Source organism: Mycoplana sp. 10N416, from assembly GCF_056394765.1.
This window is the reverse complement of record NZ_JBFTIM010000010.1, coordinates 38,546-50,977: the sequence shown is the minus strand read 5'-3', so window position 1 is coordinate 50,977 and position 12,432 is coordinate 38,546. Positions and strand designations below refer to the sequence as shown.

The 12,432-nt window shown below is 63.9% G+C and carries 8 protein-coding genes; 2 read left to right on the top strand and 6 right to left on the bottom strand.

The annotated features are described in order from the left end of the window. Positions 1-174: 174 nt before the first annotated feature. Positions 175-792 (top strand): DUF922 domain-containing Zn-dependent protease, encoded by a 618-nt coding sequence (locus AC1DDS_RS19880; protein WP_477480436.1) that lies wholly within the window; start codon positions 175-177, stop codon positions 790-792. Positions 793-1,134: 342 nt separating this feature from the next. On the opposite strand, the gene AC1DDS_RS19875 is transcribed toward AC1DDS_RS19880, so the two are convergent. From AC1DDS_RS19875 to AC1DDS_RS19865, 3 genes are all read right to left on the bottom strand, one after another. Continuing rightward, the gene (locus AC1DDS_RS19875; RefSeq protein WP_477480435.1) at positions 1,135-1,815 is read right to left on the bottom strand and encodes an NAD(P)/FAD-dependent oxidoreductase; all 681 of its coding nucleotides are present in this window, start codon (positions 1,813-1,815) and stop codon (positions 1,135-1,137) included. Positions 1,816-1,850: 35 nt separating this feature from the next. Next, entirely contained in the window at positions 1,851-2,171 is a 321-nt protein-coding gene (locus AC1DDS_RS19870) for a 2Fe-2S iron-sulfur cluster-binding protein (protein ID WP_310420764.1), read from the bottom strand. Between the two features lie 215 nt (positions 2,172-2,386). Continuing rightward, entirely contained in the window at positions 2,387-2,653 is a 267-nt protein-coding gene (locus tag AC1DDS_RS19865; protein WP_477480570.1) for an Hpt domain-containing protein, read from the bottom strand. A 679-nt stretch (positions 2,654-3,332) separates the two neighbouring features. Between AC1DDS_RS19865 and AC1DDS_RS19860 the strand changes: the two genes are divergently transcribed. After that, complete coding sequence (locus AC1DDS_RS19860) at positions 3,333-8,966, top strand: apolipoprotein A-IV repeat region-like domain-containing protein (protein ID WP_477480434.1); 5,634 nt, start codon at positions 3,333-3,335, stop codon at positions 8,964-8,966. Between the two features lie 225 nt (positions 8,967-9,191). Here the strand turns inward: AC1DDS_RS19860 and AC1DDS_RS19855 are convergent, their stop codons facing one another. From AC1DDS_RS19855 to AC1DDS_RS19845, 3 genes are all read right to left on the bottom strand, one after another. Then, entirely contained in the window at positions 9,192-9,773 is a 582-nt protein-coding gene (locus AC1DDS_RS19855) for a dienelactone hydrolase family protein (RefSeq protein WP_477480433.1), read from the bottom strand. Between the two features lie 243 nt (positions 9,774-10,016). Beyond that, complete coding sequence (locus tag AC1DDS_RS19850) at positions 10,017-10,619, bottom strand: ABC-type transport auxiliary lipoprotein family protein (RefSeq protein WP_477480569.1); 603 nt, start codon at positions 10,617-10,619, stop codon at positions 10,017-10,019. 247 nt (positions 10,620-10,866) lie between these two features. After that, complete coding sequence (locus tag AC1DDS_RS19845) at positions 10,867-12,237, bottom strand: MlaD family protein (protein WP_477480432.1); 1,371 nt, start codon at positions 12,235-12,237, stop codon at positions 10,867-10,869. Positions 12,238-12,432: the final 195 nt, after the last annotated feature.

Here is a 12,432-nt window from a genome sequence, read left to right as displayed (position 1 = left end):
GCGATGGGCGGGCAGCACGAAAAGCTGTTGCGCCTGCAGAGGCTATGCCCCAAGGTCGGGGCGAGTTCAACCGGCTTCACAGGATTGCAGTGATACCGAACCTTTCAAGTCATTGAACCGGAAGCCGACACACCTGCACCCTGCCCTTATCCGCACCGGACCTTGAGGAAATTCATGCCGGCAATCCCCAAGACGCTCCGACCGCTCGTCCTTCTCCTGTCGATGACGGCCATGGCAGCGCCCTCCCACGGCGAAACCGTCACGAACAAGACCTTCTCCTATTTCTCGGTCGGCGGACGTACCGCCTCCGAACTGGACGATGAGTTGAACAAGCGCGGCCCGCAGATGAAGAACACGGGGTCCCGCCACCCCGGCGCAACGAAGATCCGGTTTGGCGGCTCTGTTTCCTACGTTCGGCGCGGCAACAAATGCTATGTGGGCAACGCGAAAGTCACCGTCTCGACCAACATCATCCTGCCGCGCTGGAAATACCGCCGCAGCGCCTCGAAATCGCTTGGCCTGATCTGGGACACGCTCTCCGCCGACATCAAGCGGCACGAAGAACGCCACGCCGAGATTGCCAGGAATCACGCGCGCGAACTGGAGCGCGAGTTGAAGGCGCTGCGCCCCGACTACGATTGCGCAAAGCTGCAGGCGAAGGTCGATCGAACGACCGCAGCCGTCATCGAAGCACACGACAAGGACCAGGCCCGCTTCGATCGCGTCGAGTCCTACAATTTCAACGAACGGATGTTGCGTCTCCTCACATACCGGCTCGATCGCGCGAAATAGTTGCGCCGACAATCGTCACAACCAAGTATTTCCCTTACCTTACGACAGTAGAGCCCTTCACTCGAAAGTGATCAGTTCCCTGGGGCCAACAAATAACTGGCGAGTTCTAGCGATAGCGTCAGACCGGGAATCGCTCTATGTTCCGTTTAACAGTCGAACAGGACGTTCGACACTCGAATATCAAGGTTTGTGACAGGTTCTCCTGGCGCGTCTCTTTGTTTAGGCGGGTGTTACCTCCCTCTCCCGCCTACGATGCGCCCTCCTGGCCTCGCTCGTCCCCGGGACCGGCGAGGCACTTTTTTTGGCAGAACCGTAGCTCTTGGCACGCCGCCGTAACTGCCGTCATGATTGCCCGAGTTTTTCCCGAATGCGCCTCGAGGCGGTCGTGTACTCGACCGACGCCGCCTTGCCCCCTGCGATCCGACGTCGAATTCCCTGGGTGGCGAGGGCTGCCTCGTGGAAGGCGGAGAGAATGAGGCGCAGCTTTCCGGGATAGTCGCACGCATCACCGATCGCAAACAGCCCGGGCTCCGACGTCTCGAATGTTGCGGGATCGACGACAATGCCGCCGCGGCTGCGCTCAAGCGGCCAAGCCGCCGCCGGTCCCGGCTCGAGTTCCGCGTCGGCCACGCCTCCGACCGGCGGCGCGTTGAAGAGCCCGATTCCGCTCGCGATCACCACATGATCGGCCCGCACATGCGAACCATCGTCCAACTGCGCGAGCCATTTGCCACCCGGATCCCGGGCGAGGTCGACGGCGGTCCGACCATAGGTGAAACGGGGCTCGAAGGGGGCAGCCTGGCGCATCAGTCGCTCACAGAGCTCGCCGCCATCGATTTCGGGAAAGCCGGGAACATCATAGATCGGCTTGTCGGGGTACAATACGGCGCACTGTCCGCCCGGCTGACCGAGCCCATCGATCACGTGGCAGCGCAGACCGTACAAGCCCAACTGAAAGATCGCAAAGAGGGCGGCCGGCCCAGCCCCGACAATCAGAACATCGGCATTCCGGCTATCCGACATATCTCCACCCTACCCGGCCGCGTGCCAGGACAATGTCAGCCTTGCCGCTCCGGCACGTGCACGACGAGGCCGTCGAGGGCATCGGACATTTTGATCTGACAGCTCAGCCGGGACGTCGGACGGACTTCGTAGGCAAAGTCGAGCATGTCTTCTTCCATCGCCTCCGGGGCCCCGACCGCCGCAGTCCAGGCCTCGTCGACATAGACGTGACAGGTGGCGCAGGCGCAGGCGCCGCCGCATTCGGCCTCGATCCCCGGGATCGAGTTGCGCACGGCGTTCTCCATCACGGTCGAGCCATTGGCAACCTCCAACTCGTGGGACGTGCCATCGAATGAGACGATAGTAAGCTTGGTCATCACAAAATTCCGGATTGATTGTTCAGTCTGGCGTTGAATGCAGGCAGTAGCGCCTGCAACTCCCCGCTAGGGACGCCACGGGTTGCCGGTTACTTCCAACAATTCCAAACGCCAGTCAACATCGCCCGGCCGCATGCCCCCACTCCAGCTCTCGCAGCGGCATCCGTCGTTCCGGTTGCGTCAACCGTGCAACGAAGCAGCGACGTCGCGGTGGGTCAGGCGCAGAGCCTCCGAATGACGTCTTCCACCTCCGCCAGGGCAGCGCGAAACGCGGCCATATGCTCCTCGCTGGCCGGATTGTCTTCCAGCGCCTGCCCGGCCCCAGCAACCGCGAAGGCGCCGATGCTGCAAGCGGCCCCTTGCAGGCGATGGGCTATCGCTTTACGGCCGGCCTCGTCCGCCTCTCCAATTTCTTCGTCGCATCGGCGCGCCTGTCCCGAAAAGAGCAGCAGGACCTCTCGCTCAACCGCCTTGTCGCCCATCGTCTGCCGGCCGAGATGTTCCAGATCGAGCACCTGTCTCATCGGCAGCCCCAGGCGAGTTGACCAGCGTCGGACTGGGGATCGGGATGGACCATTTGCTGCCCTCTGGTTGCACCGTCTGTTCAGGCGTCTATCGTCATGGATCAAACTTGCGCCAGACCGCAAATGCGAGCGACAGCCCGCCGAGGAGACGACCGGTACGCGGGCCGCATGCCTGGGGACGTACTCTGAGGCCACGGCTAAGCAATCCGGGTTAAGGGAGGGCCCGATCGGCGCGCGGTTTCGCCAACTATGGTTAACGACGCCGAATATGTGCGAATACCCTGTCTTTCCGCTATGATAGGCCCAATTTTGCCGTTAACTTTCTGTTAGGAACGTTGTCGGCCGGCCTACCTGTCAATTGTGTGGAACACGCTAATGTGTCACTACGATACGATTAGGGTCGGGTTCAGCCGAAAAGGCGAGACAGTCCCGGTGGATAACCGGATTCGGAAGGTGTCTGCCTTGCGGATTTGGAACTATCCAGCATGTTTGGAGTAAGAAGTGGCGACCCGCCATCGCAGCATTGACGAAAAGTCCCTGCGTTGCGCCCGCCACGATCGGAAAGAAAGATACGGTCCTTGTGCAGGCGGCAAGAACCCGGGATCTTTTCCGTACAAGAGTAACGAGGCGTATTCGCATGGCGACGAAGAAAACCAACGAGTCGATTGACGACACCGCTTTCCAGGCCCTGGAAGAAGCGCTGAAGATCGATTTCGACGACCTCGCACCGGCGACTCCAGCAAACCCGGCGAAGGACGCCGCCCCTACGGCCGAGACCACCAGGACTGCACCACGCGCCGCCGCGCAGCCTGAGATGGCGGAAAAGTACGACCGAAAGAGTGCCGCGCCGGAACCGGCGCCGAAGAGCCCGGCCTTCACGCCGGCGAACGACGCCTCGCGCAAGACCCCGGCTGCGATCCTGCGCTCGATCGAGGTGCGTTCCGGGCGGTCCGCCATCCGCATGGCGACTGTCATCTCCGCGTTGTGGGTCGTCGGCTGCCTCGGCGTGGCCAACCTGCTTTATGCGCCGAAGATCTGGGAGATCCGCTCGGTCGCCGATCTCGTCGCGCTTCCGGGCGCCATTGGCATGTTCGTCGCGATCGTCATGCCGATCATGCTGTTCTTCGCTTTTGCGACGATGATCTCGCGCGCCCAGGAACTGCGCAACGCCGCCCGCTCGATGGCGGAGGTCGCCCTTCGCCTCTCGGAGCCGGAAACGGTTGCCGCCGAACGCATCATGTCCGTGGGACAGGCCGTGCGGCGCGAAGTGTCGGCAATGAACGAGGGTATTGAGCGCACGATTGCGCGCGCCACCGAGTTGGAGACGCTCGTCCACTCCGAGGTCAACGCGCTCGAACGCAGCTACGCCGACAATGAAATTCGCGTTCGCACGCTCGTGCAGGAACTCGGCGCCGAGCGTGAAGCGATCGTCAACCACTCCGAGCGGATCCGCACCACGATCTCCGGCGCCAACGAGCAACTGCGTCGCGACCTCGAAAGCGCGAGCGAGGACATCGCAGCACGGATGGCCACGTCCGGGGAAGCCTTTGCCTCGATGATCGATACGCGCTCTGCGATGCTCATGGAGAAGTCCGACAGCGCGACGCAGACGATCGGTTCGATGCTTGCCGCCCGTACGGATTCCCTGCTCTCGACGCTGAACTCTTCCGGTTTCGCGCTTGCCAACGAGTTCGACAGCCGGTTGGAGGGGCTTACCGCCGCGATGGAAAGGCAGGGCCAGGCGCTGCTCAAGCAATTTGAGACCCGCGCCTCCTCGCTCGACGCGAACACCGAGAAGCTGAATGCGGCGCTGAACGAGCGCGCGCGCCAGCTCAACGAAACCCTCATCGCCCGGACCCGTGAAATCAACGACAGCCTGACGATCGGCCAGCAGGCCGTCGTTAGCGGTCTCGACGACGTGATCCAGACGATGAATGCGACGCTCGACGAAAAGGGTGCGCAATTCCGGCAAAGCCTGAAGAACGCCGCCGACGACACGATCATGGATCTCGATCTGCGTTCCGGCTTCTTCGATGAAAAAATGCAGGCGACCATCGGGCATGTTGCCGGCGCCTTTGATCAGCGCTTGGCCGACTTTGCCGAGGCCTTCGACCAGCGTGCCGGCTCGCTCGACACGAAGCTGATGGAGAGCCTGGGCCGCCTGAACGAGACGATCAGCGGCGGCAGCGACGCGATCGAGGGTGTTCTCGGCAGCAGCATCGACCGCCTTGCCTCAACGCTGACCGACCAGTCGTTTGCGCTGGCCACAACGCTTGGAACCGGTCAGGAAGTCTTTGAAAGCGCCGTGACCGGCCACGCCGAATCTATTCGCGCCTCCGTGGACGGTGCGCACGGGAAGATGCGCGACGTGATGAAGGCTGCACAGGACCGGATGCAGACGACCCTCGGCGACGCACAGGAAAAGATGCAGTCCGCTCTCGACGAGCGTTCCGGGACCCTGCTTGGAAACCTTACCCAGGTTCAGGAGCGGCTGGAGCGTAGCGTTGGCACCCATGCCGAGCATCTCGTCGGCGCCATGACGGCCAGCGAGGAGCGCCTCACCAACGCGCTCGAGTCCCGCACCCTCGGCTTCGTCACCGTTCTCGACATGGCACAGACGCGCATGGACGAGACGCTCGCCGGCCGGGCCGACGAATTCACCTCGTCGATCGCGGCAAGCCACAACCGTATCGACAACGCACTGTCCGAACGGACTGCCTCGCTGTCCTCGATGCTGAACGAGACGAGCGGCGCGCTGGAAACATCGGTGGGTTCCGCTGCCAATCGGATCGAGACCGCGCTCTCGGGCGCGGCGGAGGAGATGGACGGCGTCCTGTCGAAGCGGACGGAGACGCTCACCACCGCTCTCGGCAACAACACCGATGCGATGAAGGCAGCGATCCATCAGGCTGCGAACCGCGTCGAGACCGTTCTCAGCGAGGGCACGGAACAGATCGGCGGCGTTCTCTCCGGCCAGGTGGCGGAATTCGCCGATGCCTTCTCCGGTCGTGCCGCCGAAATCGCTGGCACGCTGTCCGAACGGGCGACGGCGCTTGCAGGCTCCCTGGTCTCCACGCATGACCAGATCCGCTCGACGCTGGACGACCGCATCACCGCCATCAACGTTGCGATCAACGAGGGCCAGCAACAGCTGTCGGAGACCCTTTCCGACCAGGTGACAGCAATTGGAACCACCATTGCCACCAGCGCCGGCATGCTCGAAATGACCCTCGAGCAGCAGGAGGAAAGCCTGCGCCGTGCCATCGATGGCAGCGCGACGGCCCTCGACAAGCGGCTGCGCGACAGCGCCAGCGCAGTTGCCGACCGCCTCAGCAGCAATTCCGACGAGATCGCCCAGGTTGCCGAAGCCTTCAGCAACCGCATGGATGTTACCCTTAACAGCGTCGCCACCCGCCTGGACGGCACCGGAAGCCGGATCGAAGGCAACCTCGGCGCGCTTGAGAACCGCATCCAGCACGGTGTCGAACAACTCTCCGGCCTCGTCGACTCCGCCGGCAACCGCATTGTCGAGACGTTTTCTGACCGGCTTGGCGATCTGGAGCGGGCTGCTGCCGATGCCTCGGAAAGCGTCACTGCCGCGGTGACAAGCAGCATTGATCACCTTGAACGGGCGGCAAACGCCTCGTCGGACGCGATTGGCCTGGCCGTCAGCACCAGCGTCGGCACGCTCGAGGATGCGAGCGAGAGCGTCACCCGGCGCATCTCCGATACGCTGGCCGGCCGCGCATCCGAGATCGATCGCGTGACCGAGGAAGCGGCAAGCCGCATCGCCGGCACGATCGACGAGCGGACGGACCGGATCGGCGAACGCCTCGCCACGATGGACAAGGCGCTGACGATCGGGCTGGAAAACGTCAACCGGACGATCGACGGCAAGGCCGCAGGCCTGGCGCAGACCCTGCGTGAAGCCGTCACGCAGGCTGCCCAGGACATGGACGCCGAAGCCGTCCGCTCGGCGCAGTCGCTCGCCAAGACCGGCGAAGAATTCGCAAGCCTCAGCAGCACCCTTCGCGGCGCGGTATCGCGCGCCGCCCAGGACATGGGAGCCGAAGCGCAGCGCGCCACGGATGCGATCGCCAAGACCGGCGAAGCGTTTTCCGAGAACCTTGCCGCACGCAGCGAGGCGTTTACCCGCTCCGTCGAGGATACGACCGCCGCAGCCGCCAGCCGCTTCGCCGAGGTTGAGGGGCGCCTGGAGGGCCACAGCCAGTCGATCCGCACCGGTCTTTCCGACATCGACAACGCGCTGGAAGCACGTGGCTCCTCGATCCGTGCGACGCTCGACGAACGCACACGCGAACTGAACTCGATGCTCGCAGGCCGTTCGGCCGAACTGTCCCGCATCATCGACGAACAGGCCAAGCCGATCATCGAGCAGTATGCCGCGACCGGACGCGAGGCGGCCGAACAGATCACCGCGTCGGCCCAGATGAATGCCGATCGGATGCGCACCGAGAATGCGGCTCTGCTGGAGGCGATCTCCGCCCGCACCAACGATACGCTCGGCGCGATCACGGCCCGCACCCAGGAGGCGGCGCAGGCGCTCAATCAGGTCGAATCCAGCCTTCAGGGCAGCGTCCTCGGCCTGATCGATCGCCTCTCCGGCAGCAACAACGCCATCGCGGCACTCGTCAGCGAGGCGACGACGAACCTCGCCAAGGTGGACGAGCAGCTGACGGCGTCGAGCGAGCGCTTCTCCTCGTCCGCCGACGTGGTCTCGACAGCATCGCGCCTGCTCGAGGGCAAGATCGATCGGCTTTCGGACATTTCGAACGGCACGCTGTCACAGATCGGCGGTATCGTCGGCCGCTTCGAAGATCACTCGAAGCTGCTCTCCCAGGCCACCGATCTTCTGGGCGCCGCTCAGTCCAATCTGGTCAGCACGCTCGAGGAACGCCAGGACGCCCTGCGCGTGCTTGCCGTCGGCCTGGTCCAGCGTTCGGAAGATATCGAAAACACGATGCGCTCGCTCGAGGGCATGGTGGAAGGCGCCTTCAGCCGCGCCGAGCAGCGCTCAGGCCAGGTTGCGGCCAACCTGCGCAGCGGCATCCAGGCATCCTTCACCGATGTCGGCCAGTTGCTGGGTGAAACCGAGGAGCGTGCACAGGCCGCATCGGCCACCCTGCGCGACGCGCTTGCCAAGGCGAGCGAGGACGCGGGCCGTGCCGTCGAGGGCGCATTCGCCAACGCCGAGGAGCGCGCCCGCGACGTCGCCAACCGGCTGCGCGGCAGCATCGGTGCAACGCTTTCCGACGTGGATCGCCTTGTCTCAGAGACCGGCCAGAAGTCCGATGCCGCCACCCAGAAGATGGGTGAAACGCTGCGCCAGGCGGTCGACGACGCGCTCGGCAAGTTCTCGGGTGCGACCGACGAAATCCGCCGCGCCGCCTCCGATATCCGCCGCGAACTCGACCAGACCCGCACGGAACTGAAGCGCGGCGCCTTCGACCTCCCGGAAGAGGCCAAGGAGAGTGCCGCCAGCATGCGCCGCGCGGTCTCCGAGCAGATCAAGGCGCTGCAGGACCTGTCCGACATCATCGGCAAGTCCGCCCAGAACCTCGAAGTCTCGCGACCGGTGGACTATCGTCCGACCGCCGCCCAGACCGTCGCCCAGGCGATCCAGCAGGTCTCCCAGCCGGTCGCCCCGCCGCGGCAGGAAGAGAGCACCCCGGCCCTGCGCGGTACCCTCGGTCTCGAACGTGCGTCGACGCCGGCAGCGGCACCGGCGCCGAGCGTCCGCGAGGCTCCTCAGGCTACCCAGGTCACAGAGTCCGCCCGTCAGGGTGAAGGCGGCGGCTGGATGCGCGACCTCCTGCGCGGCGCTTCCCGCGAGGAGCAGCAGTTCGGCCAACCGCCGAAGACCGAGAACCAGCCGCAGCGCACGGCAGATGCCCGCAATCCGCACCACGTGGTCGAATCGCTGAATTCGCTGTCGGTGGATATCGCCCGGGCAATCGATCATGACGCATCCGTCGATCTGTGGCGACGTTACCAGCGCGGCGAGCGGGACGTCTTCACCCGGCGCCTGTACACGCTGAAGGGCCAGCAGACCTTCGACGAGATCAAGCGCAAGTACGATCGCGAACCGGAATTCCGGACCGCTGTCGACCGCTACATCGGCGACTTCGAAAAGCTCCTGGCCGACGTTGCCCGCAATGACCGCGACAAGGTGCTCACCCAGTCCTACCTGACGTCGGACACCGGCAAGGTCTATACGATGCTTGCCCACGCGGCTGGCCGCTTCAACTGAGGCGACGGAAAAAAGGAATTGAGAACGGCCGCGTAAGCGGCCGTTTTCATTTGCGGCGGATAAAGCGAGGGTAACGCGGACCCCCAGCGGCACGACCGGCCTGCCGGCTTTCGTGGCGCCAAAGGGTCAGCATAGCGATGATAGCGCGTCGATTTCGACGTAGCGATACGCTACCTGCATATCTCCCCGAAAGGGTGCTGCGCCCAGGCCGGGACACGGCATGGATCAAACGCGAGCCAGAAACGCGCGCACTCGACTGGCGAGCAGCACGGCCGCATCCGCGTCATAGGACGGGAGCGAACTGTCGGCAAAGTAGTGCTGATCGCCCGGGTAGAGGAAAAGCTCAGCGTCCTCGACCTTCTCGACGATCTCGCGGGCGGCATCAATGTCGCCCTCGCCGACGAAGATCGGGTCGTTGTCCATGCCGTGAATCTGGACGGCAACGCCGTCTGGCCAGGGTCCAAAGGCCCACTCGCCGCTGATCGGCAGGCAAGAGTGGAAGAGCAGGGCTCCGCGGGCGCCGGGCCGTGTCTGTGCCAGCTTCTGCGCCGGCAGCACCCCGAAGGAGAACCCGGCATAGACGAGCTCGGAAGGCAGTTCGTCAGCGACGCGGACACCGCGCTCCCGCATGGCATCGAATCCCATCTCGCCGATATAAACGAGCCCCTCATCGATACTCTGGAACGTGCGTCCGTCGAACAGGTCCGGCGTATGCACTATGTGGCCAACGGCCCGCAAGTCGTCGGCAAACGCTCGCACACCCGGCGTCAGCCCCTGGGCGTGGTGGAACAACAAGACCTCGGCCATAGGGAGCCTCCGGGGTGGGACGGTCGAGCGCACGTTCGGCCACTGTACAGAGTCATTGCTTGGCCGGGAACAGTGCTGGCGCCTTGCAGGAGTAAGGTCGGCGACCCAAGGTGGGCCGCCAGGATACGCCCCGAAGAAGCGGTGCCCCATGCTTTTGGGCTCGATAGGCTGCGGGAGCGAAACCGGGTGCATCCGACGAGATGCCGTCGGAGCGGGGAAGCCGTCACCTGAACGGCAGTGCCGTCAAATCGACTTCAGCGTCCAGGCGACGATATCGGCGGTGACCCGGGCAAAGGCCGCATCGAGGCCTGCCACGAAGGCGGGGCCGCCCGCGCCGGAAACGGGCGCGGTGGCGCGGAAGACCTGCTGCGCCCTGACCGTGCCGTTGCGGTCGTTGACGATCTTGGCGAAGATCTCCACCACGGCGGTTGCCGGGCCGTTGGTCCGCACTTCGAAGGCGCGCAGCGTGGTCACGACCTGATAGTCGATTGCCAGCCCCTCGCCCGGTTTACCGACGCCGCCGACCCTGCCGGTTGTCTCGAATGCCTGGATCAGCTTCGCCTGCACCAGTTTCGGCAGGCTGTCGCTCCATTGCGCCTTGGCGAGATATTGGACTTCGGACGATGTCGGCCGCACCACCACCTGATCGCTGCCAAGCGCCTTCAGCGCGGAGGGTTCGGGCACGAGAATCTGGCGACTGCGCGCAGATGGTCCTTCCACCGTGGGTACGGATGTCAGGTTGAAGGTATCGTTCACCGCCTTGGCGCCGCCGCACGATGCAAGTACGGCTGCGGAAACGGCCAAAACCGCGACCTTCGTCGCCCATCCGTGTCCCTGCCGCGTCATCCCCAATACCGTCATGCTGTGCGAATCTCTCCAACATGCAATCTGTAGCAGCGGCCCGGCGGACTGTCACCGCCGACCGAGAGCAGAAGGCACGGAAAAGCCAATCGCTTCAATGGTTGTGGAGTTGCGGCCACAGGGGAAGCCGCCAAAGCGCGTCGCGATCTTTCAGATTCGCTTGCCACGCTTTGGGTCCTTGTTCTCGCATGTCTATGTCCCGAAACCGGTTGCCACTTTCGCGAGACATGCTTTAGCGGCGGGCCCGGCCGTCGTAGGTCTTCACCGTTTCGCCGCCGAACAGAAGCCGGCTCGGGTTCTTGTCGAAGCTGGAAATGGTGCCCTGCAGGCTCTGGACCGCCTGCCGCGTCTCGCCGACGAGCGCCTCGACATCCCGCAAGCCACCGCCGGAGAAGCGCTGCAGGTTGTCGGCGATGGGACCGATGCGGGCGTTGAGCGTGTCGGCGGCCTGCTTGAACGACTGGAGCGTGGACTTCGCCTCTGCAAACAGCGATTCGGAATCGCCCTTGCCGAGGAACTCGTCGAGTTTGGCGAGGACACCGTCGACGCGGCTCGAGGCCGCATTCAGCTTGCTCGCCATCTGCCGGAAATCGGTGACGGTCTGGTCGATGTCGTCCTTGCGCGCGCCGAGCTTGTCGGCGACCCCCTTGATGGAGGCAATCGCCTGGCGCGCGTCGGCGCTCGCCGCGTTGATGTCGTTGATCGTGAGCTCGACCTTCTGCGTATCGACGGCCGCAATGAGCTTGTCGACCTTGTCCAGGGTCGCGGTCGCGTTCTTGCCGACACTGTCGAAGGTTTCAGCTGCCCGCTTGAAGCTTTCGACGGTGCCCTTCACATCGCCCGATGCCGCCGCCAGGTCCGACGTCACCTTGTCGACATTCGAAACGACACGGTCGATCTTCTTCGCGTCCACCGCCTTCAGCAGCGAATCAATGGAAGCCATCGTTGCATCGAGACGGCCGGACAAACCGGTGAAGGTATCGGAGAGCCCGCCGACACTCTGCAGGAACTTGTCGATGTTGTCCGAGTTGCGCGTCAGTGCATCGGAGAACTTCTCCGCGTTCCGAATGGTCGCGGTCAGTGGTCCGCGCGCATCGGCGACAAAGCCCTGGATGTCGGAGATGGCGTCATCGGCACGCTTGAGAATCTTGTCGGCAGTCGCAAGCAGGTTGGTCACACTCGACTGTTCGGCAACGAGAACGGCGGTTCCGTCGGTCTCGAGGGCGAGTTTCAGAATGTTCTTGTCTTCCGTCCTGCCGCCAGAAAGCTCGATGTAGGCTGCACCCGTCAGACCCTGGACTTCGAGCACGGCCGAGGTCGACTGCTTTACCGGCGCCTCGGTGGAGACCTCCGTCAGGGCGACGGAGTAGCGCGGGTCGTCGGAATCGATCGCAAGGTTGCGCACCGTCCCGACCGGAATGCCGTTGAAGCGCACCGGCGAGCCGACGCTGAGACCGTTGGCCGAACCCGGGATGCGGATGGCGAGCGGCGCCATCTCGCCGCTGCGACCATACTGCGACATCCAGTAGACGAAACCGAAAGCGGCCGCGATCACCAGCAAGGTGAAGAAACCGACGATCGCGTAGTTGGCCTTTGTTTCCATATCTCTCTCAGTGCACCCGCATTCGCCCGAAACGCGCCATCGGCGCCTCTAAAGCGCGTCGCGATCTTTCAGATTCGCTTGCCACGCTTTTGGTCCCTGTTCTGTCGCATGTCTTTATCCCGAAACCGGTTCCCACTTTCGGGAGACATGCTTTAGTCGACGTTCTGGGAATCGCTTCCCGTCTGTCAGCATCAA